The organism is Amycolatopsis sp. NPDC003861, assembly GCF_053605405.1.
In genome coordinates this window covers 1-24,772 of record NZ_JBSGJD010000144.1, presented here as the reverse complement: position 1 = coordinate 24,772, position 24,772 = coordinate 1, and the positions used below count along the sequence as shown (strand labels likewise).

Genomic DNA, 24,772 nt, shown 5'->3' with positions numbered 1-24,772 from the left:
AACGCCACATTGGGTGCGCTGGACGCAACCAACGCCACATTGGGGCGCTTGGGGCCGGTGGGTCAGAGATCCAGGTCGACCACGATCGGCGCGTGGTCCGAGGGCCCCTTGCCCTTCCGCATGTCCCGGTCCACATAGGAATCCGTGACGGCGTCGGTGAACGCGGAATTCCCGTACACCAGGTCGATCCGCATGCCCTTGTTGTTGGGGAAGTTCCCCGCCCGGTAGTCCCAGTACGTGAACGGGTGGTCGTACTTCAGCGGCCGCGGGAAGACGTCCGACAGGCCCAGGTCCCGCAGGCGGGCCACGGCGTCGCGCTCCGGCTTCGTCACGTGGGTCGACTCCGCGAACAGCGTGATGTCCCAGACGTCCGCGTCCGTCGGGGCCACGTTGAAGTCCCCGAGCACCGCGAACGGCCCGGCCGCAATCTCCGCAGCGACCAGCGAGTGCAGCGACGAAAGCCACTCCAGCTTGTACGCGTAGTGCGGGCTGTCCGGCTCGCGCCCGTTGGGCACGTACACCGACCACACCCGCACGCCGCCGCACGTCGCGCCCACCGCACGCGCCTCAGCGGCACCTTCGAACGACGGCTCGCCCGGTAGCCCACGGACGACGTCGGTCAGCCCCACCCGCGACACGATGCCGACGCCGTTCCAGCGCCCGAGCCCGTACGCCGCGACCTCGTACCCCAGCGCCTCGATCTCGGCCGCCGGGAAGGCCTCCGTCGTGTTCTTCAGCTCCTGCAGGCACAGCACGTCCGGTGCCGTCTCCTCCAGGAAACCCAGGACCCGGGGCAGACGGGGGACGATCGAGTTCACGTTCCAGGTGGCGATCCGCATGCCTGCGAGCATCGCACACGCCACCGACAAAACCGGGGCGGCGCCGGAGCGCCGCCCCGGGGACTCACACGCCCGCGGTCGTCCGGATCCAGGACCGGCTCGCCGCCACGCTCGCGTAGTTGTTCGTGCCGCGCGTGTTCGACCCGCTCTGGTTCTGCACCGTCGACGCCACGCCCACCTGCACGCCGCCCGAGACCTGGGGGCCGCCCGAGTCGCCCTTCCACGCCGAGCCGTTGACGCCGACGCTCTGGATCGCGCGGCCGCCGTAGGCGTCCGTGGACCGGCCGGTCACCTGGACGTTCGCCGTCTTCAGCGCCGTCGCCGGCGGGCCGGTCGGGGTGGTGCGGCCCCAGCCGTAGATCTGGTTCGTGCTGCCGGTCGCCGGGTCCGAGCTGCCCAGCGAGATCGGCGCGGCGCCGGTCGCCGAGGCCAGGTGCAGCAGCGCGATGTCGCCGTTCGGGGATTCGTACTCGCCGTCGACGGCGATCTTCGTGCCCGAGAGCAGCGTGTTGCTGCCGACCCGGACGTACATCCCCGAGTTGTCCTGGTCGAGGCAGTGCACCGCGGTCAGCACCCAGCGGGACGCGATGACCGTGCCGGAGCAGTTGAAGCCCTGGTAGTCGCGTCCGGGCGTGTTCACGTACACCTGGGCGCCCCAGGAGACCGTCGGGGCGGTGCCGCCGCCGACGATGTTCGGCTGGACGCCCGCGGAGGCGACCGCGCCGCCGGCGAGGGTCAGCGCGACGGCCGCGGCGGAGGCGGCGCCGAGGAGACGGAGAGAGGTCACGGCGGTGATCCTTTCGACAGGGGGACCGGATCGGCCGGTCGGAAAGTAACCACCGCGTCACGGATGCGGACACCGACGAAGGTCGGAAACGGACGAACACCCTACTTCCGGTGGGGCAGCCCGGGGGTGTGCGAAAACTGTCGGTGCCGCCCCATAGTCTGGAGGAGTGGCTGACCCGACCACCTACCGTCCCTCGCCGGGGAGCATCCCGGATGCCCCTGGCGTGTACAAGTTCCGTGACGCGACCAAGCGGGTCATCTACGTCGGCAAGGCCAAAAGCCTCCGCAGCAGGCTGAACTCCTACTTCGCCGACCTCTCCGGCCTGCACCCGCGCACGCGCCAGATGGTCACCACGGCCGCGAGCGTCGAATGGACCGTCGTCACCACCGAGGTCGAGGCCCTCCAGCTCGAGTACAACTGGATCAAGGAGTTCGACCCGCGGTTCAACGTCCGCTACCGCGACGACAAGAGCTACCCGGTGCTCGCGGTGACGCTGAACGAGGAGTTCCCCCGCCTGCACGTCTACCGCGGCGCGCGCAAGAAGGGCGTCCGGTACTTCGGCCCGTACGCGCACGCGTGGGCCATCCGCGAGACGCTCGACCTGCTCCTGCGGGTCTTCCCGGCGCGCACCTGCTCGGCCGGGGTGTTCCGGCGCCACGGCCAGATCGGCCGCCCCTGCCTGCTCGGCTACATCGACAAGTGCTCGGCGCCCTGCGTGGGCCGCGTCTCGGCCGACGAGCACCGCGACATCGTCGAGGACTTCTGCGACTTCCTGGCCGGCAAGACCGACGTCATGATCAAGCGCCTGGAAGCCGAGATGGCCGCCGCGTCCGAGGAGCTGGAATTCGAGCGCGCGGCCCGGCTGCGCGACGACCTCGGCGCCCTGCGCCGCGCCATGGAGAAGCAGGCCGTCGTGCTCGGCGACGGCACGGACGCCGACGTCGTTGCGTTCGCCCATGACGAGCTGGAAGCCGCCGTCCAGGTCTTCCACGTGCGCGGCGGCCGGGTCCGCGGCCAGCGCGGCTGGGTCATCGACAAGGCCGAGGAGATGGACGTCCCGGCGCTGGTCGACCACTTCCTCACCCAGTTCTACGGCGACGAAGCCGAGCTCGACGCCCGCGACGACGTCGACGCCGGCCCGGTCGTCCCGCGCGAGGTCCTGGTGCCGGAGCTGCCGGCGGACGCCGAGGCGGTCGCGGAGTGGCTCACCGGGCTGCGCGGCTCGCGGGTCCAGCTGCGGGTGCCGCAGCGCGGCGACAAGAAGGCCCTGGCCGAGACCGTGCAGCGCAACGCGGGCGAGGCGTTCACCCAGCACAAGCTGCGCCGCGCCGGCGACCTCACGGCCCGCTCGGCCGCGCTCACCGAACTGCAGGAGTTCCTCGGCCTCGACACCGCGCCGCTGCGCATCGAGTGCATCGACATCAGCCACATCCAGGGCAGCGACGTCGTCGCGTCGCTGGTCGTCTTCGAAGACGGGCTCGCGCGCAAGTCCGAGTACCGCCGTTTCGCGCTGCGGGAGGCGGCGACCGAGGGCGACGTCGCTTCGATCGCCGAGGTCGTGCGCAGGCGGTTCTACCGCTACCTGAAGGAAACCGCCGAGGAGTCGAGCACGCCGGGCCTCGACCCGGAGACCGGGCGGCCGAAGAAGTTCGCCTACCCGCCGAACCTGCTGGTCGTCGACGGTGCGGGCCCGCAGGCCACCGCGGCCGCCGACGTGCTGGCCGAGCTCGGCATCACCGACATCTCCGTGGTCGGGCTGGCCAAGCGGCTGGAAGAGGTCTGGCTGCCCGCCGACCCCGATCCGGTGATCCTGCCCCGGACGTCGGAGGGGCTGTACCTGCTGCAGCGGCTCCGCGACGAGGCCCACCGGTTCGCCATCGCCTACCACCGCGAGAAGCGCTCCAAGCGGCTGCAGACGTCCGAATTGGACAGTGTGCCCGGGCTGGGGCAGGCTCGCCGCACCGCGCTGATCAAGCACTTCGGCTCGGTGAAGAAGCTCAAGCAGGCCAGGGTCGAAGAGATCGAGGCGGTGCCCGGCTTCGGCAGGCGCACCGCGGAGGCCGTGGTCGCCGCGCTGGCCGGGGAGTCCGGCGCGAGCAACGGCACAGGAGCAGGGGAGTAGGGAAACACAGTGAGTGCGCAAGAGGAGATCCGCGGCTCCGGCATGGAGGTCGCGGTCGTGTCCGGGTTGTCCGGGGCGGGCCGCAGCACGGCGGCCAAGTGCCTGGAGGACCTGGGCTGGTTCGTCGTCGACAACCTGCCCCCGGAGCTGATCGCCACCATGGTCGAGCTGGGTGCGCAGGCGCGCGGCGCGATCACGAAGGTGGCGGTCGTGATGGACGTGCGCTCGCGCGCGTTCACCGACGACCTGGCCTCGGTGATCAAGGACCTCGACGCCCGGGGCTACAAGCCGCGGGTCCTGTTCCTGGAGGCGACCGACGCCGTGCTGGTGCGGCGCTTCGAGGCCGTCCGCCGGGGCCACCCGATGCAGGGTGACGGCCGGCTCGCCGACGGCATCACCGCGGAGCGGACCCTGTTGGAGCCGCTGCGCGAAGAGGCCGATCTGGTGCTCGACACGTCGTCGCTGTCGGTGCACGACCTGCGGGCCAAGATCGAGGACGCGTTCGGGTCCGAGGCGAGCACCCAGACCCGGGTCACCGTGCTGTCCTTCGGCTACAAGTACGGCCTGCCGATGGACGCCGACCTGGTGATGGACGTCCGGTTCCTGCCCAACCCGTTCTGGATCCCGGAGCTGCGCGAGCACACCGGGCTCGACGGCGAGGTCCGCAACTACGTCCTCTCGCAGGAGGGGGCCGAGGAGTTCCTCGACCGCTACCACCAGCTGCTGCGGCTGATCGGCGCCGGCTACAAGCGCGAGGGCAAGCGGTACCTGACGCTGGCCGTCGGCTGCACCGGCGGCAAGCACCGCAGCGTGGCGCTGTCGGTCGAGCTCGCCCAGCGTCTGTCCAAAGAGGACGGTATGGCCGTGAAGGTGGTGCACCGCGACCTTGGTCGTGAATAACGTGCGCGCGGTCGCCCTCGGGGGCGGCCACGGACTGCACGCCACGTTGTCCGCGGTGCGGCGGGTGACCCCCGACGTCACCGCGGTCGTGACCGTGGCCGACGACGGCGGATCGTCCGGCCGGCTGCGGCGCGAGCTCGGGCTGCTGCCGCCGGGCGACCTGCGGCAGGCGTTCGCCGCCTTCGCCGCCGAAGACGGCGGCACGCTGTGGGCCGAGGTCTTCCAGCACCGCTTCGGCGGCGACGGCGCGCTGGCCGGCCACGCGGTGGGGAACCTGTTGCTGGCCGGGCTGTTCGAGGTGCTCGGCGACCCGGTCGCCGCGCTCGACGAGGCCTGCCGGCTGATGGGCGTCTCGGGCCGGGTGCTGCCGATGTCGCCGGAGCCCCTCGAGATCGAGGGGCAGGTCAGCGGCCTCGACAGCGAGGACCCGACGGCCCTGCGGACGATCCGCGGCCAGGTCGCGGTGGCCACCACGCCGGGGCAGGTGCGGCGGGTCAGCCTGCGCTCGCCGGGCCGGGCCGGGCGCCCGCCGCTGGCGTGCGAGGAAGCGGTGCAGGCGGTGCTGAACGCCGACGTCGTGTTCCTCGGGCCCGGCTCGTGGTTCACCAGCGTGCTGCCGCACCTGCTCGTGCCGGGGCTGCACGACGCGCTCGTGAGGACGGCCGCGACGAAGGTGCTCGTGCTCAACCTTGTCCCCCAGCCGGGGGAAACCGCGGGATTCTCGCCGGAGCGGCACCTCGACGTCCTCTTCGAGCACGCGCCCGATCTGCGGGTCGACGCGGTGATCGCGGACCGCGATTCCGTGCCCGACCCGGCGAATCTCCGGCGCGCGGCCGAACGGCTGGGCGGCCGGGCGCACCTGGGGGCGGTGGGCGACCCCGAAGTGCCGGGACGGCATGATCCTGATGCGCTCGCGTTGTGCATGCGGGAGGCTCTCGGTCTCGGCGGGGAGCACGGGGGAGGAGCGAAAGGCAGGGAGGGGCAGTAATGGCGATGACCGCCGCGGTGAAGGACGAACTGAGCCGGCTGGAGATCACGAAGATCGGGCCGCGCCGGGCGGAGGTCGCGTCGCTGCTTCGCTTCGCCGGCGGGCTGCACATCGTGGCCGGCCGGGTGGTCGTGGAGGCGGAGCTGGACACGGGCTCGGTCGCGCGACGGCTGCGCAAGGAGATCCACGAGCTGTACGGCCACCATTCGGACGTCCACGTGATCACCGCCAGCGGCGGCCTGCGCAAGGGCACCCGGTACGTCGTGCGCGTGGTGAAGGACGGCGAGGGCCTGGCCCGCCAGACCGGGCTGATCGACCAGCGCGGCCGCCCGGTGCGCGGCCTGCCGGCGGCCGTGGTGTCCGGGGGCGTGGCGGACGCGGAAGCGGCGTGGCGGGGCGCGTTCCTCGCGCACGGCTCCCTGACCGAGCCGGGCCGCTCGTCCTCGCTCGAGGTGACCTGCCCGGGCCCGGAAGCGGCGCTGGCCCTGGTCGGCGCGGCCCGCCGGATGGGCATCCAGGCGAAGTCCCGCGAGGTCCGGGGAGCGGACCGCGTGGTGGTCCGCGACGGCGACGCGATCGGAGCGCTGCTGACGCGGCTGGGCGCGCACGCGAGCGTCCTGCAGTGGGAAGAGCGCCGGATGCGCCGCGAAGTCCGCGCGACGGCGAACCGCCTGGCCAACTTCGACGACGCGAACCTCCGGCGGTCGGCCCGCGCGGCGGTCGCGGCGGCGGCCCGGGTGGAGCGCGCCCTGGAGATCCTCGGCGACACGGCCCCGGACCACCTCCTGGCCGCGGGCCGGCTCCGGCTGTCCAACCGCCAGGCGTCCCTGGAAGAGCTGGGGCAGCTGTCGGACCCGCAGATGACGAAGGACGCGGTGGCGGGCCGGATCCGCCGCCTGCTGGCGATGGCGGACAAGCGGGCCAAGGACCTGAACATCCCGGACACCGAGTCGGCGGTCACCCCGGAGATGCTGGAAGAAGAAGAGGCCTGAGGCTCAGCGGTCGCTGTCCGGTCCGTGGTTCGGGCATTCGGCCGCGTGCCGCGCGTTCCAGGCCGCCCGCATCGACTCCTGCTGCCGCTCGAACTTGGCCTCGCGGCGCACTTGCCAGGGCGAGCGGGCCAGGCAGCGGGTCACCAGCGGCTGGTCGGGCGAGTAGTCGTCGCCGCTGTCGGTGACTTCGAACCCGGCCGCGGTGAGGATCTTCCGCATCGCCTCGGCCATCGCTTCGCCGACCGCGACCGCCAGTTTGCCGAACGCCGCGCATTCGGCGCCTTCCTGGTGCGGATCCTCGGCCCAGGCCTCCTGGCTGGCGTCCCAGAAGAGACGGTGGGCCTGCCAGTCGACCGTCACGCCGCGAAGCTCCGGCACGTCGGCGTGCACGACGGCGCCGACCGAGCCGGTCGGATCGTTGCCGGACAGCACCGGCAACCCGGCCGCGAGCAACTCCTCCTGGACGATCGTGGCGAGGACGTCCAGGCGGAACCGCCGGTCCTGGTCGTCGTGCGCTGCGGTCATGTGCTCCCCTTCGACGTGAGACGCCCGACGAGCTCCCGCAGCCACGGCTCGGCGATCGCGGGTTCGCGCTGGAGCACCCGGACCAGCTTTTCGCGGACGGCCGGGGTGCGCCCGGCCTCGGCGATCGCGGCCGCTTCGGCCAGCGCCCGGCGGGTCCGGTGGTCGTGGCCGGGCCGGCGGACCTCCTCGTCGGCCCACCGGTAGCGGCCGAACGACGGCGTCAGTTTGTGCTGGTGGTCGGCGAGGTAGCTGAACAGCGCGGACTCGACGGAGACGTTCCGGATCGGCACGTCGCGAGCCCAGTCCGCGTGCTGCTGCCACCGGCGGGTGTTCGGGCTGGTGTGCGTGCGCCGGGTCAGGCCGACGATCCGGACCCGGCGCCGGATCGCCGGCCAGTCGGCCCGTTCGTCGGCGGCCCAGTTCCGCAGGATGCCGAGCAGCTGCTCGAGCGTCCGGCCGGTGGACACGACGTCCGCGAAGGTGATCGGGCGCGCACCACGGGCGAGCCCGGCCGGGTGCAGGCCGTGCGCGGCCAGGTTGGCGCGCAGCCGCGCCACTTCGGCCGGGTGCAGCCGGGTGGCGGGCCAGCCGCTCAGCCACGTGGTGGACAACGGCAGCAAGTGCAGCCGCCCCGGGTCGGGCAAGGCGCCGCCGAGCAGGTCGAAGACGGAGTCCGCGGACCGGCCGACGAAGTGGAGCTCGCCGTCCCCGGACCGGGCCAGCACCTTCGCGGCGCACTCGATCAGGTCGTCGAGGAACCACAGGTCGGGCTCGGGAAGGCCGTCGAGCAGGGTGCCGAGGTGGTCGGGGCGCACGAGGTCCCAGCGGAACGGCCGGATCGCTTCGCGCACTCTTCCCCCTCGGTTCGCCGTGAGCCTAGGCGCGTTGCCTGCGGCCGTCAGCCTGATTAACACGGCGCGCCATCTCGTAACACCGCGGTAGCGCCCGGGAGCCGTGCCGGAAACGCGGGCCCCCGAACCTCGGAAGCGAACGAGGGAAGGGGAAGCGCATGCTGCAGGTTTCGCCGGAAATCGGCACCTGGCTCTCCCGGCGCAGCAGCAAGGCCGGGGACTGGACCACCCAGGAGCTCGTCGCGGCCAAACGCGGCACCACCGTCTCCGTCGTCATCCCGGCCCGGAACGAGGAAGCCACCGTCGGCGCGATCGTCGGTGCCATCCGCGACGAGCTGCACGGCAGCCTCGTCGACGAGATCCTCGTCGTCGACAGCCACTCCACCGACGCCACCGCCGAGGTCGCCGCCGCCGCGGGGGCCGACGTCGTCGCGCAGGACGCCGTCTTCCCCGGCCTCGAAGGCCTGGCCGGGAAGGGCGAAGCGCTGTGGAAGGGTGTCGCGGCGACGAGCGGCGACCTCGTCGTCTTCGTCGACGGCGACCTGTACGACTTCACCACCGGCTACGTCACCGGGCTGCTCGGCCCGCTGCTCACCGACCCCTCGGTCGCCTACGTCAAGGGCTTCTACCACCGCCCGCTCGGCACCGAGGCCGACGGCGGCGGCCGGGTCACCGAACTCGTCGCCCGGCCGCTGCTCAACATGTTCTGGCCCGAGCTCGCCGGGTTCGTCCAGCCCCTCGCCGGGGAGTACGCGGGCCGCCGGGAAGTGCTGGAGAGCATCCCGTTCGTCGCGAACTACGGCGTCGAGGTCGGGCACCTGATCGACCTGCTCGAACTGCGCGGCCTCGACGCGCTCGCGCAGGTCGACCTCGGCCACCGCGCGCACCGCCACCAGAGCACCCAGGCGCTGGGCCGGATGTCCGGGCAGATCATGCAGACGCTCTTCGACCGGCTGGAACGCCACGGCCGGCTGGTCACCGCGGCCCCGCCGGCGACGCTGCTCGCCCAGTTCCGGCGCGGGACGTCACCCGGCGTCGAGCGGGAGATCGTGCTGACCGACCTCACCTCACCGCAGCGCCCGCCCCTCAACAGCCTCGCCCTGCGGGACATCGCGTAGCGGCCAGCCGGGCGGCCCGAACACGTACCCGGCGCGCTCGCGCCACGTCCGGGCCGCCCGGAGGTCACGCAGGATCGAGCCGTACTCGTGGAAACCCACGCGTAGCAGGTTGTACGTCCCGATGTTCTTCGTCAGCCCGTACGTCGGCCGCTTGCCCTCGGGGACGAAGCTGCCGAACATGCGGTCCCAGATGATCAGGATCCCGCCGTAGTTGGCGTCGAGGTACTCCTCGTCGCTGCCGTGGTGGACGCGGTGGTGGGACGGGGTGTTGAAGACGTACTCGAACCAGCGCGGCAGCTTGCCGACCTTCTCGGTGTGCACGAAGAACTGGTAGACGAGGTCGATCGACAGCCCGGTCAGAATCATCCACGGCGGGATGCCGCACAGCGCCAGCACGGACCAGAACGGCAGCTGGAAGTACGGGGTCCACTTCTGGCGCAGCGCCGTCGAGAAGTTGTAGTGCTCGCTGGAGTGGTGCACCTGGTGCCCGGCCCAGAGCAGCCGCACGCGGTGGCTGGCCCGGTGGTAGGCGTAGAACACGAGCTCCTGGCCCAGCAGCATGAGCACCCACGTCCACCAGTCGCGCGGGTCGAACTTGACGGGTGCCAGCTCGAACAGCGCCGCGAACACGACCAGCATCACGAGCCGGAACAGCGCGTTGACGCCGACGGCGACCGTGCCCATCAGCATGCTCGTCCGCGTGTCGGCGACGCTGTAGCCGACGACGTTGTCGTCGTGGCCGAGCACGTGCACGGCGACGATTTCGATCGTCACGAACAGCAGGAACACCGGAACCGCGAACAGCACGGGGTCGCGCAGGTGCGCCAGGAAGTCGGCCACGTCGCCTCCTCGAATCTGACCATACGGTAACTTACCCTCGGGTCACTTTACGCACGGTAGGCTCTCCCGTGTGACGGAGTCAAGGGCGGTCGGGACCAAGGGGATGCCCCGCGAAGAGCGCGAGGCCCAGCTCGTCGTGGCCGGCACCGAGGAGTTCGGCCGGGCCGGGTACGCGGGCGCGTCGATGGTCGAGATCGCGCGCCGGGTCGGGGTCACGAAGCCGTTGCTGTACCAGTACTTCGGCTCGAAGGACGGGCTCTACCTGGCCTGCCTCCACCGCGCGGGCGGCCGCCTCACCGACGGCGTCGCGACGACCATGGCCGCCGGCGGCGAGCCCGACCAGATGCCGCTCAAGGTGCTCTCGGCGATCTTCACGACGTTCGATCACGACCGGTACGCCTGGCGCCTCCTGCGCGACGCCACGGTGCCCTCGACGGGCGACATCGCCGCGGCGGCCGCGGACTACCGCCGCCGGCTCGACGCGTTCGCGGTGCTGGGCGCCACGCAGCTGCTGACCTCGCGCGGCCTGGCCGACCCGGCGGACATCGAGGCGGTGGCGCAGGTGTGGACCGGGGTGGTCGACTCGCTGATCAGCTGGTGGATCGACCGCCCCGACGAAGACGCCGGCGCGATGACGGCCCGGTGCGCGCGGATCATGGGTGGCCTGTTCGGCTGGTGATTTCTGCCAGCGCCGCACGCACCTCCTCCCGGAGCCGGGCCCGATCGTCGCCGTAGGTGTGCTCGGCCGCGGACAAGGCCGACCCCAACGCCTCCCACGCGTCCTCGCCCGCCGCGGCGAAGATCGCCGGGAACGCCATGGCCTGCTGCAACGCGTTGTCGTGCCGCCCGTCCGGCGTGCGCACCAACGTCTGCGGCACTTCCGGATCCGACAGCAGCCGATCCCACGCCGCGGCCCAGTCGCCGAACGGCGGCGGCAGCGGGCTCCCTTCGTCCAGTGCGCGCAAGCCGTCGGCGATCCAGCCGACGCCGTCCAGCCCGGCCCGCTCGAACGCCAGGTGCGCCACCCGGCGGGCGAGCGCGCGGCAGACCTCCGGCCCCGCGGTGACCGCCGCTCCCACCAGGGCCCGATCGTGCTTGGCGAACTCCCGCAGCGAACCCGGCGGCAGCTCGCGCACCGGCGAAGGTGGCAGCACGCCACCCCATTCCCGCAGCAGCCGTTCCTGTTCCGCCTTCGCCCGCGCCTCCTCCTCGGCCCGCCGGCGGGCTTCCCACCGCTGCGCGAGTTCCTCGTCCGTCGGCGGCGGGGGCAGCTCCCGCGCGAACCCGTGCCAGTAGGCCGCGATCGCGCTCGTTTCGCGGACGACGACGTCCGGAGCCGGCGGCGCGGGCCAGAACTGCAGCAGGTAGTTGTCCTGCCGGGGCTCGCCGCCGAGCCGCGTGTCGCGCTCGCGGCCCGCGTCCATCGCCGCGCCGCTGTAGCGGACGCGGTAGTCGCCCGGCGTCAGCTCGAGGTCCCACGCGTCGCCGCCACCCCAGGTGACCAGCGCCGTACGGCCTTCGGCGCGGAAGGAGGCCTCGACGACGTCCTCCGCGCCGCTGTCCGGCGGCTCGGCCGGGTGCACCTCGGCGGTGAAGCCGACCTCGCCGGTGTGCAGCCCGGTGATCAGGAAGAGGGTGCCGGGCACCGCGGCGCCGCACAGCCCGTTGCGCTGCCCGGCGAAACACGCGTGCAGGTCACCCTCGAACGGCTCTCCTTCCTCGTCGTGGACGTAGATCTGTCCATAGTGGACGTGAACCTCGCCGTGGACCACGGTGCGCATGGCGTCAGGATGGCAGAGACCACCGAAGGTTTCGTTTTGCCTTGTTTGTCCGCTTGGTCGACACGGAGAGTGCTCTTCGCGAATTCGTTGCTCGAATGGCGTAGCGAAACGGGGCCGGTTCGCGATTAATCTGGGAAGCCGTCCCGTCGAGAGGTTGCCCCATGCCCGAACCAGCCGCATCCGTCCCGGCCGATCCTCGGCTGGCTGCGCGATTCACCGAGGATCTGCTCGACGGATGCCGGGTTCTCGCCAAGGATTACGGCTACCGGCCCGCCCAGTTCGAACGCATGGTGCGCGAGCACGGCGGCGTCGAAGCGGCCCGGCTGCTGCTACGGGGCGCCGGTACCGCGGGCGGGTTCACCGTGCTCTGGGAGAAGAACCAGCTCGGCCGCAGCTCCGAGGCGGTCATGCTGCGCGAGGAGTACGCCGAGCTGTTCACCCCCGATGAACTGCTGCTGGCCCGCCGCCGGCTGGAGGAACACGGCTTCGACGTCGACGCGCACCTGCGCCGGCTGTCGGGGACGCAGTGAAGGGCGGCGGGGGTGACCGGCGCCGCTCCGGTCACCCCTGCCGCGGCTTTCAGGCGGCTGCGCTGGACTTGCCGCGCAGCACGACGTTCGCCGTCGACGCGCCCTTGATCGCCGTTTCGACCTGGGCCATCGTCGAGGACGACGTCAGGCCGGGGACCGTGGCGGTGTTCAGGGCGTAGAGGGTGAACGTGTACGGGTGGCTCGACCCGCCCGGGCAGGGGCCGAAGAACTTCTGCGCGTTCGCCCCGCTGCCCATCGCCTTCTGTTTCGCGCCACCCTGGTTCGGCACGGTGTACCCCGCCCCGAGCCCCTCCGGCAGCGACCGCGTGGCCGCCGGGACGTCCCAGATCGCCCAGTGCAGCTTGTTGCCGCTGTTGGCGACGTCGGCGAACACGACGGCGTAGCCCTTCGCCCCGTCGGAAGCGCCCCACGCCAGCGGCGGCGACGGGTCCTGGCCCGCCGTGCCGTCCCCGGCGCAGGTGTACTTGTCCGGGATGGTCGCGTTGTCGGCGAAGGCGGAGCTGGTCAGCTTGAAGCCGCCGGGCGTGCCGCCGCCGGGGAACTTCAGCCGCACGATCACGTTGTCCAGCACCGACGGCGTGCCGCCGTTCTTGTCGTTGTTCGTCGAGGTCAGCCAGAGCCCGCCGTCCGGGGTCTTGGTGACCGAGCGCAGCCGGCCCCAGCGGCCGGAGAAGAGCGTCGACACCGTGCCGACGCCGGTGCCGGCGGTGTTGATCTGCGTGGCGAACAGCTGCTGCCCGGTGACGCCGGCGATGTAGATCCAGTCGTTGACGATCTCCAGCCCGCTCGGCCCGGCCTGCGACGTCGACCAGGTCTTCTTCGGGGCGATGAAGCCGCTGCAGCTGCCCTGCGTGCCTTCGCAGCTGGGCCAGCCGAAGTTGCCGCCCTTCTGGATCAGGTTGAGCTCGTCCTGGCTGCTCTCGCCGAACTCCGCCGCCCACAGCTGGCCGCGGGAGTCCCAGGCCAGGCCCTGCGGGTTGCGGTGGCCGTAGCTCCAGACGTACCGCGCGTTGCCGCCGGTGGCGTAGAACGGGTTGTCGGAAGGCGCCGAGCCGTCCGGGTTGAGCCGCAGGATCTTGCCGTTGAGCGAGCTCTTGTTCTGCGCGTTGTCGCTGTTCTTGGCGTCGCCGACGGTGGCGTACAGTTTGCCGTCCGGGCCGAACTTGATCCGGCCGCCGTTGTGGTAGCGGTTCTTGGCGATCCCGGTCAGCACCGGCGTCGACGTCGACGACAGCGTGGTGCCGTCGTAGGTCATCTTCACGATCCGGTTGTCCCCGGACGCCGTGTGGTAGAGGTAGATCGCGTGGTCGCTCGACCAGTTCGGCGAGATCGCCAGGCCGAGGAGGCCGCCTTCGCCGTTCGTGCCGACCGCGCCCGGCACCTTGCCCAGCGTGGTCTTCTGGCCGGACGGCGTCACCAGCAGGACCTCGAACCGGTCCCGCTCGGTCACCAGCGCGTTGCCGTTCGGCAGGAAGTCCACCGACCAGCCGAGGTCGACCTTCGCGATGTCCTTGTCGTACTCGGGAATGCCCCCGGCACCGCCCGGAGCGCTGGTCTTCGCCGTGACGGCGTTGCTGGCGGCCGAGGCGTTGCCGTCGGGGTCGCGGGCCTTGACGGTGAAGGTGTAGGAGGTGTTCGGGGTGAGGTCGGTGACCGTCGTGCTCAGGGAAGTCGTGGTCGCGACCTTCGTGGCGCCCTGGTAGACGTCGTACCCGGCGATGGTGCCGCCGTTGTCCGTGGAAGCGTTCCACGCCAGGGAGACGCTGTTCGCGGTGACGCTCGTGGAGCGCAGGTTGCCCGGCACGCTGGGCGGGGTGGTGTCGTTGCTGGGCGGCGTGGTGAAGGTGACCACGTTGCTCTGCTGCGACGGGTTGCCCGCGGCGTCGTACGCGCCGACGGAGATGTCGTAGGCGGTGTTCGGGGTCAGGTTGTCGACGGTCGCGCTCGTGGTGTTCCCGTCGACGGTCTTGAGGATGTTGCCGCCGCGGTTGACCTCGTAGCGGACGACGCCGACGTTGTCGGTCGCGGCGGTCCAGGTGAAGGTGGCCGCGGTGGGCAGGACGTTGCTCGCCTTGAGGTTCGACGGCGGCGACGGCGGTTCGCCGTCGACCGGCGCGGTGAAGGTGTCGGTGAGCTTGTCGGCGTTCGGGCCGCCGTTGGCGGTGGTCGCGGTGGTGCGGACCTTGTTGACGCCGGCGGTGAGCTGGACGGTCGCGGTGACGGTCTTCCAGGTCGTCCACGCGCCGGTGGCGGGGAAGTCGACGGTGCCCTTGTCGCCGCCGTCGACGGTGAGCTTCACCGGCCGGTTGTCGGCGGTTCCGTTGGCGTAGCGGAAGGTCAGCGTGTGCGTGCCCGCCTGGGCGGCGTTCACGGAGTATTCGACGTAGCTGCCGACGACGTTGTCGAAGTTGACGAAGCCGGTGCCGGAGTAGCCGGCGTGGTTCGACTCGACCGCGCCCTGCGAGATGGTGGCGTTCTCGGACTCGTAGTCGGTATCGGCCGCGAAAGCGTTTACCGGGCTGACCGCGGTGAGGCCGAGCGCCGCGACGGCGGTACCGGCCAGTACCACGCGCCACGGTGGACGGGGTGCCACTGGGAGCCTCCTGCGTTGTCGGGGGACAGGGGGTGACCGGGGCGGAATGGTCGGCGGACCACCGGCGGCAATAGTTAGGAAAGTTTCCTATCTATGGGACAGATCACACACCCTGGGAGCGGGCCCTGTCAATACTCGACACGATGGCTCACCCTGCGTGCCAACGGCTTCCCGCTCACCGGGGCAGTGCCTCCGGACGGCCCAGCGTGGCGACCGAGATGCTTCGGTGCGGCGGATCGATCGGAGGCCGCCGGGCGCGCTGGTCCACAGCCGGCTTCAAGCGCCCCAACGGGCTTTCTCCTGCGTGGCCGCCGCAGTCGTGGGGCTCGCGGATCCGCAGGCGGCGGGCGGCGGTGATGCAGCCCGATCGAGCTGCGGCCGCCGGGGCGCCCCCCGTTTTCGACTCTACCGGTGGGCACCGACAGTTTCGGCCGCCCAGTCGCGCGGCACGAGGAACGCCGCCAGCTCCGCCTCCGCGCTCCCCGGCTCGGGCGCGAACTCCGACTCCCAGCGCGCCGACGGTGGCAGCGCCGTCAGGAGCGTGTCGGCGTCGGCCTGGGTCGCGTCGTTGACCAGTGTGAACTCGACGTACCGGCCGCGGCGGTGGAGCTGCCAGTGCCGCTCGCGTTCGCCGTACGGCACGTCCTTGCGCCGGTGGACGATCGGGAAGTACGCCGGGGCGATGGCGGCGATGCCCGCCGCCGTGAAGGCCGCCGAGCGTCGCCAGCCGTCCGGGCCCGGCAGGCTCAGGTGGTCGAAGAGGATGCCGCCGATGCCGCGGGCTTCGTTGCGGTGGGGGAGCCGGAAACGGTCGTCGCACGCGCGTTTCGCCTGGGCGTGGAACGCCGGGTCGAGCGTGTCGCAGTGGCTCTTCAGGACGCGGTGGAAGTGGGTCGCGTCCGCGGCGAAGCCGTAGCAGGGGAGGAGGTCGACGCTGCCGCCGAACCACCACGCTTCCGCGGCCTCCCGGTAGCGGAAGTGCGCCTGGAACGCCGGGACGTACGGGTTGCGCGGGTGCAGCACGACCGACAGCCCGGCCGCGGAGTCCTCGTCCGAGAAGGCCGCGCTGACGACGGCGCGTTCGAAGACGTCCCCGTTTTCGAGCAGTCTCGTGCGCCCGGACCGGCCGAAGCGCCCGCCGTCGAGGCGTTCCAGCTCGGCCACCAGTTCCCGCTGGCCCGCACTGACGATCGCCTTGACGGCGTCGCGTCTGTCCCCTGAAGGCATACCCCCACCCCCAGGGGCAGATTACCAGCGAAACGCCCTCAGCCGGCGATGTCGGCGCGCTCGATCACCTTGGTGATCTTCGCCCGGACGAGGGATTCCTCGGGGACGGCGTTGCGCTTGCCGTACTCCTCGCCGTGCTCGGCACCCATGTACCGCGCACCCAGCTTGGTCGCCCACGCGAGCATGTCGTCCAGGTCGTGGGTCAGCCGCGCCTCGGCGGTGAACTGGACGTAGGAGAACGGCGGCTTCTGGTCGTCGACGGCCAGCGAAATCCGGCCGTCGCGGGCGATGGCCTTGCCCTTGAGCGTCTCGGTGCCGGTGGTGAAGATCAGCTCGTCGCCGTCCGGGCCTTCGTTCAGCAGGAACCACACCGGCGTCACGATCGGGGCGCCGTTGGCCCTGACCAGGCCGAGCATGCCGGTCCGGGTCCCCTCGGAGGCGAACTTCCACCACTCGTCACGGCTCATCTCACGCATAGGAGGGACGTTAATGCAAATACTGCGGCGCGTCAGCGCCACCTTTGAGGGTGGTGGTGGGGGCATGGATGGAGTCACCCGCGCGTGCGCAGAGGGTGGCCGACTAGCCTGGCCTGCTGTGCGAGACGACGACACCGGGATGACGGGCCTGGCCGACGAGGGGCTGACGCGCCGCCTCAAGGCGCTGGCCTGCACCGCGCCGCTGCACGACCTCGACGCGCGGAAAGCGAAGCTCGACTGGGCCGACGCCACGATCTACCAGATGGCCGAGATCGCGCTGCACACGATCGACCAGGTCACCATCGCGATGGACTTCGACACCGGCGCCGGCCACGACGAGGTCATCGACCGGCTGCTGCCGTTCATCGCCCAGCAGGCGCCGTCGCGGATGCCCGAGGAGCACGTCCGGGTGGCCAAGTGGGTCCTGGACAACCTCATCAACGTCGGCACCACCGACCGCGGCTTCCGGCGCGTCTACGGCTCGATCGGGCCGGGCGGTTACCAGCGGCGCCAGTTCGACTTCAAGCTGCTGGTCGAGCTGGCCGCCCGCGACGGCGAGGTCTACCTGCGCGCCACCGACGAGGCGATCAACGTCCTGGTCGGCGCGCTCGACACCGACGTCGAGTCCGCGCAGATCGCCGCCGAGGTCAAGCTCGAGAACCTGATCAACCGCGGCCGGCTCGCCGACGCCAAGCTCGCCGCCGAGCAGGCCCGCTACCGGACCGTCCAGTACGGCGAGACCCTGCGCGCGAAGCTCGACGCCACCCGCCGCGACGTCCGGTCGGTCGACTGGGAACGCGAAGTCCCGGAGCTGCTCGACAGCGCGCTGAGCCACATCGAGGCCCGGTTCCGCGCCGAGAACGCCATCCTCAAGAACATCACCACCGCCCGCGACGAGACCGAGGACCTCGACAAGAAGCGCCGCGCCGCCGAGCTCGTCGACATCGTCGGCGACTGCATCCGCCGGCACACGCGCCTGCAGTCCCGACTGGCCGACGCGGGCGCGGTGTTCCGCGCCGAGCAGGACCGCCAGCAGTTCTCCGGCCCGCCTCAGCGCGCGACCCTGGACCTCTTCGGCCAGCTCCTCGTGCCGACCCTGGGCCTGCCGCTGGCCGACGCCGTCGCGCCCGCCGAGCACTTCTTCCACGCCGCCGCCGGGATCACCGCGCCGGTCGTGCCGTCGTTGTCCTCCCTCGTCTCGCTGCTGCTGCGGCCCGCGCCGGAACGCGATCAGCTGGTCGGCGAGATCCCGGAACCGGAACTCATGCCCGCCGAGGTCAGCGACAAGTTCGGCGACGAGGTCTGGCGGCGGGCCGACGAACTGCTCGACCTGCCCGAAGTGCCGCGGCGGCTGTCGGGGCTGCTCGAAGAAGCCCGCCGCAGCCGCCAGCCCGGGCTCGCCGCCCTGATCGCGCTGCGCGCGGTCCACGCCTACAGTCCCGGGATCGGCGCGGCCCGCCGCCAGGGCGACCGCTCGGTGCTCCTGGCCGTCGACGACGGCACGCTCCTGGACGACCCGGAGTTCGGCGGCGCCGACCTGCTCCTGTCCACCGCCGCCGTAGAGCGGGCCGATGAAGAAGAGGAGGTCGCGTAATGGCGCTGTCCCACAGCAGCGTGGACGCCGAGGCCGCGGCCCGGCTGGTCGCCTTCGGCATGCGGCCGAAGCAGCTGCCCGCGCGTGACGTCGTCTACGGCGACCTCGTGCGCCGCTACGGCGAGGACAACGCCTTCAAGGCCCTCACCCACGCCGTCGCCGCCGGGCTCGGCCTGATGGTCCTCGAGGTCAACCAGCAGGCCGGCGCGGTGCTGGCGGCCACCGACGAGTCCGTCTTCGAGATCAAGATGGACTCCTACGCCCGCCAGGCCAAGATCCGCGAGCGCCGCGAGACCGAGAAGGTGCTGCACGGCCTGATCCACCTCGCCACCGCCGCGCTCGGCTATCCGCGGCCCGACGACCTCGCCAACGACACCTACATCGGCCGCGTCAGCGTCGAGCAGGTCGACGCCATGGTCCGCGAAGCCGCGCGGATGCTCGACGAACGCGCCGCGGCCGCCGAGGCCAACAACGACCCCCTGGCCGACGCGCCCGAGCTGGAACAGGCCTGGCGCGCCTACACCCGCCGTCCCGCGGCCGCGGCCACCAAGGACGGCCGGCTCGCCGCCGACACCACCCGCGGCATGGTCTCCCGCGCCCTGCGGTTCCTCGCCGACCAGGGCTTTCTGGTCCCGGTCAGCGACGAGCAGGGCGGCACCTACCGGACCACCCCGCGCTACCAGATCCAGGTCCGCGAACTCGCCGCCGACGCCGCCTTCGACGACTTGCTCGCGCTCGACGTCGTGGCCGTCGCGACCGCCGGGGGCACGCTGCGCGCCGCGGCGTCCGACACGCTGTAGAGGGGAATCGATGTACGAGCTTTCGCGGGTCCGCCTGCACTCGGTCGGCCCGGCGGGTGCCCGCTACCAGGACGTCGTGCTCGACTTCAGCGGCGTCGGCGCCAAGATCACCGCGCCGAAGCAGGACGCGCTGTTCAGCGCGGGCATCCACGCGACCGGCCCGGCCGAGCTGCGCCGCCCGTCGCCGGCCAGCGTGCTGTTCCTCGAGAACGGCGGCGGCAAGTCCGTGCTCATCAAGCTGATCTTCTCGGTGATGCTGCCCGGCCGCCGCCAGGTCGTGGGCACCACCAGCACCAAGGTCCTCGAGAAGTTCGTCGCCGCCAAGGACGTCTCGCACGTCGTCCTGGAGTGGCTGCACGTCGAGAGCGGCCACCGGATCATCACCGGGAAGGTGTCGGAGTGGCGCGGGCACGTCGTGTCCGCCGACTCCGAGAACCTCGTCGACTCCTGGTACTGCTTCCGCCCGACCGCCGCGCTGGGGCTCGATTCCCTGCCGATGACCCAGGACGGCCGGCTGCTCACCATGTCCGGCTTCCACGACAAGCTCACCGCGGCCCAGCTGGCCGAACCGGAGCTGGAGCTGTCCTGGACCCGCCGCCACCACGAGTGGACCGGCCGCCTCGACGGCCTGGGCCTCGACACCGAGCTGTTCCGCTACCAGCGCGCGATGAACGCGGGCGAAGGTGAAGCGGCGGACGCGTTCGCGTTCGGCACCGACGACGCCTTCGTCGAGTTCCTGCTGCGCGCGGTCATCTCCGAAGAAGAGCCGAAGGACCTCGCCGAGGTCGTCGCCACCTACGCCCACAACCTGGCCCAGCGCGGGGATCTGCTGTCCGAGCGCGACTTCGTGGCGGGCGCGCTCGACCTCCTGGGCCCGCTGGCCGCCGAAGAAGGTGTCGCCGCGGAGTCGCGGAAGATCGCCGAAGCAGCGAAGGCCGACATGGCTTCGCTGGCCGGGCGGGTCGTCGCCCGCAACGAGCTGGAGAACGCGCGGCTGTCCGGCCTCGAGGACCACGTCACCGAGGTCAAGTCCGCGGAAAAGCTCGCCGAGGGCGACCACCGGCGGCTCGCCGCGGCGGTCACCGAGCTGCGCCGGCTCGTCGCGGTGCTGCGGCTGGACGAGGCCCAGGAGGCCCGCAAGCGCGTCGACGCCGAGCTCGCCGCGGCGAAAACCGAAGCGGAAGCCTGGCGCGAGACGGCGACCGTGCTCAGCTCGCTGAACGCGGGACGCAAGGCGAAGGACCTGCGCGAACTCGTCGGCAGCCGGGAGGAGAAGGCGCGTCCGGCGCTGAAGGCGCGCAACGACGCCGCTTCGGCGCTGGCACGCGGGTTGCACGCGCTGGCGCAGGACGCCCAGCGGCAGGCCGACAAGGCCGAAGCGCACGCGGGCGCGTTGCGTGCCGAAGCCGAGAAGGCGCAGACCGAGCGTGACGAAGCCGCGAACCTCGCGGCCGCCCGCCGGGCCGAGGCGCGCGGGCTGACCACGCGGATCACCGAACTGCGCGAAGAGGTCCAAGCGGCGGTCCGTGCCGGGTTGCTGCCCTCGGGTGCCGACGTCGCCGAAGCTTCGCGCGCCGCTCGTGCCGCGGCCGAGTCCGCCTCGGCCGAGCTGGCCCGGCGGGAACAGGAACTCGACCGCGTCGGCGCGGACCTCCAGGCGGCGCAACGGGCCGTGAACGAGGCCCACCAGCTCGCCGGCACCACCCAGGACCGCCTCGAACGCGCCACCGAGGACCTCGACCGCGCGCACCGCCGGACCGACGCCCTCGCCGCCGAAAGCCGCCTGGTCGAGTTGCTCGGCGCCGACGACGTCACCCTGGAAAGCGACCTCCCGGTGCTGCTGGAACGGCTGCGCGAGGCGAGCGCGGCCGTCGAGAAGGAGCAGACCGGGCTGCGGATGGAGGAGTCCGCCGACGAGCGGGCCCTGGCCGCTCTCGGTTCCGGCGGGCTGCTGCCGCCGCCGGAGGACGTCCAGGCCGCGCTGGACGCCCTGGAAGAGGCCGGGATCACCGCGTGGTCCGGCTGGCGCTATCTGTCCAAACTGGACGCTTCCCGGCGCGCCGAAGTGCTGGAAAGCCTGCCGCAGCTGGTGTCCGGCGTCCTGCTGAACGACGCCGCGCACGCCGATCGCGCCCGTGAGGTGCTGACGAAGCGGCGGCTGCTGCCGAGCGCGATCATCGCCGTCGGCACGACCGAAGCGCTGCAGGCCGAGGTGCCGTCCGCGCCCGGTGTCGAGTTCCTCGTACCACCGAACCCCGCGATGTACGACGAAGAAGCCGCCGACGCCGAACGGGAAGCCGTCGCGCGGCGGCACACCGAGCGGCAGCGGCGGCTCGAAGCGTTGTCCGCCAAGCTGTCCGCGGACGGCGCCCTGACGTGGAAGCTCACGACGTGGCGCGAGGACTACCCGCCCGGCGCCGTCGCCACCCTCGCCGAGCAGGCCCAGGCGGCGCGGACCGCGCGGGAGACCGCCCGCACCGCGCTGGAGCAGGCGGACGCGGACTTCGCGCGGTTGAGCGAAAAGGCCGCGTCGCTGCGCGAGCGCGTCCCCGAGCTGCGGGCGGCCGCCGCCGAAGCCGAGGAGAAGGCCCGCCGGCTCGGCGAACTGGGGGTCCGCAGCGCCCGGATCGCCGAGTGGACCGAAGAAGCCGAGCGGGCGGCCGAGATTGCCGAGCGCGCCGACCTCCAGGCGTCCGACGCGGCGGGCAAGGCGGCCCGGCTGCGCGAGCAGGCGGGGGAGGAGCAGCGCACCGCGGACGGCCACCGCCGGACCGCGACCACCGCGCGCGCCGAGCTGGCCGAAGTGCCCGGGGCGGCCGATGCGGCGGACGGCCCGGCGCCGTCCGAACCGGTGGACGCGCTGCGGCGGACGTTCGCTTCGGCGTCGGAGGCGTACGCGAAGGTCGAGGTCGGCAGCGACCTGCGGAGCGAACTGGAGCAGGCCGAATCCGCCGAAGCCGCGGCCGGCTCGGCCGTGGAGGCCATGGACGAGGCCGTCCGCGTGCGTGCGGGCGAGCTCCTGGAGACGCCCGACGGCTCCGACGCGTCGGCCCGGGCGGCCGCGCTGGCCCGCGCCCGCCGGGTCGTCGACGGCCTCGAAGACGAGCGCACCGAAGCGATCGGGCTCGTCTCGACCCGGCGCGCCGAACTGGACGCGCTGCCGCTGCAGAACGGCGTCAACGGCGAGAAGCCGCGGGACATCGAGCACGGCCTGGAACTGATCGACGCGGCCGGGCTGGAGGCGTCGGCGGCCGCGCGGAAGTGGGAAGAGCTGCAGGACCGCCGAGCGGCGGCCGAAGCCACCCTGGAGTCGGCGAAGAACTCGGCGTCCGGCTTCTCGCTGCTCGCCGAGTCGATGGGCCACCTGGTGAGCGACACGGACGCGGCCGCCTACGACGGCGACGTCGACACCGCGCGCGCCCAGCACGCGCGGCTGAACGCGACCTTCAACCAGGCCCAGGAAGCCGCCGACGCCGGTGACCGGCGGGTGCGCGCGGCCGCGGATCAGCTCGCGCAGTACGCGACGGAGAAGCGCTTCGAGAAGCTGAGCACCCCGGTGCGGCAGCAGGTCATCTCGGTCAAGCGCGACCAGCTGCCGGCGCACGCCGCCGAGTGGGCCGAGGCGCTGCGGCCGCGGCTGCGGTCGCTCACCGACGACCTCGCGCAGATCGACCGGCACCGCGGCGGCATCATCACCCGCCTGCAGGGCATGGTCGACGGCGCGCTCCGGACGTTGCGTTCGGCGCAGCGCGTCTCCCGGCTGCCGGACGGCCTCGGCGACTGGTCCGGGCAGGAGTTCCTCCGCATCCGCTTCACCGAGCTGGAGGACAACGCGCTCACCGAGAAGCTCGGCGAGGTCGTCGACGAGGCCGCCGTCGGCAAGACGGCGGACGGCCGGGACGTCAAGCGCGACGGGCTTTCCCTGGTGCTGCGGGGAGTCCGGGCCGCGGCGCCCAAGGGGTTCCGCGTCGACATGCTCAAGCCGGACTCGGTGCTGCGGACCGAACGCCAGCGCGTCTCGGAGATCCGGGACGTGTTCTCCGGCGGCCAGCAGCTGACCGCGGCGATCATCCTGTACTGCACCCTGGCGGCGCTGCGGGCGAACAACCGCGGCAAGGTCCGCAACCGGCACTCCGGCGTGCTGTTCCTGGACAACCCGATCGGCCGTGCCTCGGCCGGGTACCTCCTGGAACTGCAGCGGGCGGTGGCCGAGGCGCTTGGCGTGCAGCTGATCTACACGACGGGCCTGTTCGACGCGGGCGCGCTGTCGGAGTTCCCGCTGATCGTGCGGCTGCGCAACGACGCCGACCTGCGCGCGGGCCGGAAGTACCTGTCGGTGGACTCGACGATCCGCAACTCCCTGGAGGACCTGGGCGAGCCCGACGGCGTCGCGCGGCTGTCGGCGACCCGGATGTTCACGCGGGAACCCGATTCCGCTGAGGACGAACAACCGGCCTGACGGGAACAACGTCCCGGGTCCCGTGGTTGCCGGGCGCATGACGACACTGGGGCCGCTGGGGGCCACCCACACCGCACTGGACACCGGCACCGCCGTCGCGGTCGAGCTCGAAGAACTGGGCTTCGACACGCTCTGGCTGGCCGGCGGGCAGGGCAACAACCTCCCGCGGATCGCCGAGGTGGTCCGCGGGACGTCGCGGATCCAGGTGGCGAGCGGGATCCTGTCGGTGGACCGGGTGCCCTCGAGCGAGGTGAGCGCGGCCTACGCCGAGCTGCCCGCGGGCCGGTTCGTGGTCGGCCTGGGCGGGGCGCACGGCGCGCGTCCCCTGGCCACGCTCGGCGACTACCTCGACGAGATCGAGGACGTCGTGCCGCCGTCCGCGCGGATCCTGTCCGCGCTCGGGCCGCGGATGCTGGAGCTGGCGCGGGATCGCGCTTCGGGCGCGTACCCGTACCTGGTGACGACGGACTACGTCGCTTCGGCGCGGGAAATCCTGGGCGCGGACCGGCAGCTGGCGGTGCTGCTGAACGTGGTGGCGGAGACCGACGCGGCCCGGGTGCGCGAGCTCGTGCGCGGCGGTTCACTGGGGTTCCTGGCCGGGATGCCGGGCTACGCGGCCAACTTCCGGCGGATGGGCTTCACCGGCGCGGACATCGCGGACCTGTCGGACCGGCTGGTCGACGGCCTCACCGTGTGGGGCGGCTTCGACGCGGTGGCCGCGCGGCTGCGGGAGTACCGGGCCGCGGGTGCCGACCAGGTGGTCGTCCCGCTCGACGGCCTGCCGCGGGAGTGGTGGCCGGGCCTGGTGGAGGCGGTCCGGTGACCGCACGGGCCCGCGGGCTCACGCACGTGCTCCCGGCGGAGGTCTCGCTGCACGACGCGCTCGCCGCCGTCGCCGATCCGGTGCGCCGCAGCATCCTGCGCGAGCTGGCGGCCGTGCCCGAGTGGACGAAGGCGTGCGGCACTTTCGACCTGCCGGTGGCGAAGGCGACGCTCAGCCACCACTTCGGGGTGCTGCGCGCGGCGGGCCTGATCGAACAGCGCGACGAAGGCCCGCGCCGGCTGAACCGCTTGCGGCGCCCCGAATTCGACGCCGCCTTCCCGGGGCTGCTCGACCTGGTGCTCAGTCACCCCGGCCGGTGAAGGCCAGCGTGGTGCCCAGGCCGATCATGACGAGGCCGCCGGTGCCGCCGACCAGTTCCAGGCGCTTCGGCGAGCGGGCGAACCACGCGCGGGCGGTGCCGGCGACCAGCGCCCACGCGCTGTCGGTGGCCAGCGCGATCGCGGGCAGGCACAGGCCGAGGACGAGCATCTGGGCCGGCACCGAAC

Annotated in this window: 21 protein-coding genes and 1 pseudogene; 12 read left to right on the top strand and 10 right to left on the bottom strand. The window is 72.2% G+C overall.

Annotation, left to right across the window (positions count from 1 at the left end):
* Positions 1-62 precede the first annotated feature (62 nt).
* Both ACWEVN_RS30095 and ACWEVN_RS30090 read right to left on the bottom strand, forming a co-directional pair.
* Positions 63-839: an exodeoxyribonuclease III gene (locus ACWEVN_RS30095; protein WP_452053529.1), complete on the bottom strand. Its 777-nt coding sequence runs from the start codon at positions 837-839 to the stop codon at positions 63-65.
* Positions 840-903: 64 nt separating this feature from the next.
* Positions 904-1,626, bottom strand: coding sequence for a S1 family peptidase (locus tag ACWEVN_RS30090; RefSeq protein ID WP_449684277.1), 723 nt, complete (start codon positions 1,624-1,626; stop codon positions 904-906).
* Between the two features lie 166 nt (positions 1,627-1,792).
* On the opposite strand from ACWEVN_RS30090, the gene uvrC reads away from it, so the two are divergent.
* The 4 genes from uvrC to whiA are packed head-to-tail and all read left to right on the top strand — an operon-like array spanning position 1,793 to position 6,628.
* The gene (gene uvrC / locus ACWEVN_RS30085; RefSeq protein ID WP_452053528.1) at positions 1,793-3,748 is read left to right on the top strand and encodes an excinuclease ABC subunit UvrC; all 1,956 of its coding nucleotides are present in this window, start codon (positions 1,793-1,795) and stop codon (positions 3,746-3,748) included.
* A gap of 42 nt (positions 3,749-3,790) precedes the next feature.
* Positions 3,791-4,648 carry an RNase adapter RapZ gene (rapZ, locus tag ACWEVN_RS30080; RefSeq protein ID WP_003101350.1) on the top strand — a complete coding sequence of 286 codons (858 nt, stop codon included), beginning with the start codon at positions 3,791-3,793 and terminating at the stop codon, positions 4,646-4,648.
* A gap of 1 nt (position 4,649) precedes the next feature.
* Complete coding sequence (locus ACWEVN_RS30075; RefSeq protein WP_449684341.1) at positions 4,650-5,636, top strand: gluconeogenesis factor YvcK family protein; 987 nt, start codon at positions 4,650-4,652, stop codon at positions 5,634-5,636.
* A complete protein-coding gene (whiA, locus tag ACWEVN_RS30070; protein WP_449684279.1) occupies positions 5,636-6,628 on the top strand; it encodes a DNA-binding protein WhiA in 993 nt (330 codons plus the stop codon). The genes ACWEVN_RS30075 and whiA overlap by 1 nt, the downstream gene beginning before the upstream one ends.
* Positions 6,629-6,631: 3 nt before the next feature.
* Here whiA and ACWEVN_RS30065 read toward each other — a convergent pair whose 3' ends face one another.
* Both ACWEVN_RS30065 and ACWEVN_RS30060 read right to left on the bottom strand, forming a co-directional pair.
* Complete coding sequence (locus tag ACWEVN_RS30065) at positions 6,632-7,153, bottom strand: hypothetical protein (protein WP_452053527.1); 522 nt, start codon at positions 7,151-7,153, stop codon at positions 6,632-6,634.
* Positions 7,150-8,004, bottom strand: coding sequence for a hypothetical protein (locus tag ACWEVN_RS30060; protein ID WP_452053526.1), 855 nt, complete (start codon positions 8,002-8,004; stop codon positions 7,150-7,152). The genes ACWEVN_RS30065 and ACWEVN_RS30060 overlap by 4 nt, the downstream gene beginning before the upstream one ends.
* A gap of 158 nt (positions 8,005-8,162) precedes the next feature.
* Here ACWEVN_RS30060 and ACWEVN_RS30055 point away from each other — a divergent pair, with 158 nt between their 5' ends.
* Positions 8,163-9,122, top strand: a complete 960-nt coding sequence (locus ACWEVN_RS30055) for a glucosyl-3-phosphoglycerate synthase (protein WP_449684282.1) — start codon at positions 8,163-8,165, stop codon at positions 9,120-9,122.
* Here the strand turns inward: ACWEVN_RS30055 and ACWEVN_RS30050 are convergent.
* Complete coding sequence (locus ACWEVN_RS30050; protein WP_452053525.1) at positions 9,072-9,962, bottom strand: sterol desaturase family protein; 891 nt, start codon at positions 9,960-9,962, stop codon at positions 9,072-9,074. The genes ACWEVN_RS30055 and ACWEVN_RS30050 overlap by 51 nt on opposite strands.
* Before the next feature lie 70 nt (positions 9,963-10,032).
* Between ACWEVN_RS30050 and ACWEVN_RS30045 the strand changes: the two genes are divergently transcribed.
* Positions 10,033-10,641 carry a TetR/AcrR family transcriptional regulator gene (locus ACWEVN_RS30045; RefSeq protein ID WP_449684284.1) on the top strand — a complete coding sequence of 203 codons (609 nt, stop codon included), beginning with the start codon at positions 10,033-10,035 and terminating at the stop codon, positions 10,639-10,641.
* Here ACWEVN_RS30045 and ACWEVN_RS30040 read toward each other — a convergent pair.
* The gene (locus ACWEVN_RS30040) at positions 10,616-11,743 is read right to left on the bottom strand and encodes a hypothetical protein (RefSeq protein ID WP_452053524.1); all 1,128 of its coding nucleotides are present in this window, start codon (positions 11,741-11,743) and stop codon (positions 10,616-10,618) included. The genes ACWEVN_RS30045 and ACWEVN_RS30040 overlap by 26 nt on opposite strands.
* A 161-nt stretch (positions 11,744-11,904) precedes the next feature.
* Between ACWEVN_RS30040 and ACWEVN_RS30035 the strand changes: the two genes are divergently transcribed.
* Positions 11,905-12,273, top strand: a complete 369-nt coding sequence (locus tag ACWEVN_RS30035; RefSeq protein WP_310975110.1) for a hypothetical protein — start codon at positions 11,905-11,907, stop codon at positions 12,271-12,273.
* A gap of 49 nt (positions 12,274-12,322) precedes the next feature.
* Here the strand turns inward: ACWEVN_RS30035 and ACWEVN_RS30030 are convergent, their stop codons facing one another.
* The 3 genes from ACWEVN_RS30030 to ACWEVN_RS30020 form a co-directional block, all read right to left on the bottom strand.
* Positions 12,323-14,887 (bottom strand): PQQ-dependent sugar dehydrogenase, encoded by a 2,565-nt coding sequence (locus tag ACWEVN_RS30030; protein WP_452053523.1) that lies wholly within the window; start codon positions 14,885-14,887, stop codon positions 12,323-12,325.
* A gap of 405 nt (positions 14,888-15,292) precedes the next feature.
* On the bottom strand, positions 15,293-16,114 hold the full coding sequence (locus tag ACWEVN_RS30025; protein ID WP_449684287.1) for a coproporphyrinogen III oxidase: 822 nt from the start codon (positions 16,112-16,114) through the stop codon (positions 15,293-15,295).
* 38 nt (positions 16,115-16,152) lie between these two features.
* Positions 16,153-16,590, bottom strand: coding sequence for a PPOX class F420-dependent oxidoreductase (locus ACWEVN_RS30020; RefSeq protein WP_452053522.1), 438 nt, complete (start codon positions 16,588-16,590; stop codon positions 16,153-16,155).
* A 139-nt stretch (positions 16,591-16,729) separates the two neighbouring features.
* Here ACWEVN_RS30020 and ACWEVN_RS30015 point away from each other — a divergent pair, with 139 nt between their 5' ends.
* From ACWEVN_RS30015 to ACWEVN_RS29995, 5 genes are read left to right on the top strand one after another with little or no spacing between them, the layout of a single operon-like run.
* Positions 16,730-18,184: a hypothetical protein gene (locus ACWEVN_RS30015; protein ID WP_449684342.1), complete on the top strand. Its 1,455-nt coding sequence runs from the start codon at positions 16,730-16,732 to the stop codon at positions 18,182-18,184.
* Positions 18,184-18,984 (top strand): hypothetical protein, encoded by an 801-nt coding sequence (locus ACWEVN_RS30010; RefSeq protein WP_043788290.1) that lies wholly within the window; start codon positions 18,184-18,186, stop codon positions 18,982-18,984. Before ACWEVN_RS30015 ends, ACWEVN_RS30010 begins: the two co-directional genes overlap by 1 nt.
* 10 nt (positions 18,985-18,994) lie before the next feature.
* On the top strand, positions 18,995-23,443 hold the full coding sequence (locus ACWEVN_RS30005; protein WP_452053521.1) for a hypothetical protein: 4,449 nt from the start codon (positions 18,995-18,997) through the stop codon (positions 23,441-23,443).
* A gap of 37 nt (positions 23,444-23,480) precedes the next feature.
* On the top strand, positions 23,481-24,266 hold the full coding sequence (locus ACWEVN_RS30000; RefSeq protein WP_452053520.1) for a TIGR03620 family F420-dependent LLM class oxidoreductase: 786 nt from the start codon (positions 23,481-23,483) through the stop codon (positions 24,264-24,266).
* Positions 24,263-24,586 carry an ArsR/SmtB family transcription factor gene (locus ACWEVN_RS29995; protein WP_449684290.1) on the top strand — a complete coding sequence of 108 codons (324 nt, stop codon included), beginning with the start codon at positions 24,263-24,265 and terminating at the stop codon, positions 24,584-24,586. Before ACWEVN_RS30000 ends, ACWEVN_RS29995 begins: the two co-directional genes overlap by 4 nt.
* Here ACWEVN_RS29995 and ACWEVN_RS29990 read toward each other — a convergent pair.
* Positions 24,567-24,772 (bottom strand): annotated as a pseudogene (locus ACWEVN_RS29990) (LysE family translocator); the annotation flags it as partial. The gene ACWEVN_RS29995 and the pseudogene ACWEVN_RS29990 sit on opposite strands and share 20 nt — an antisense overlap.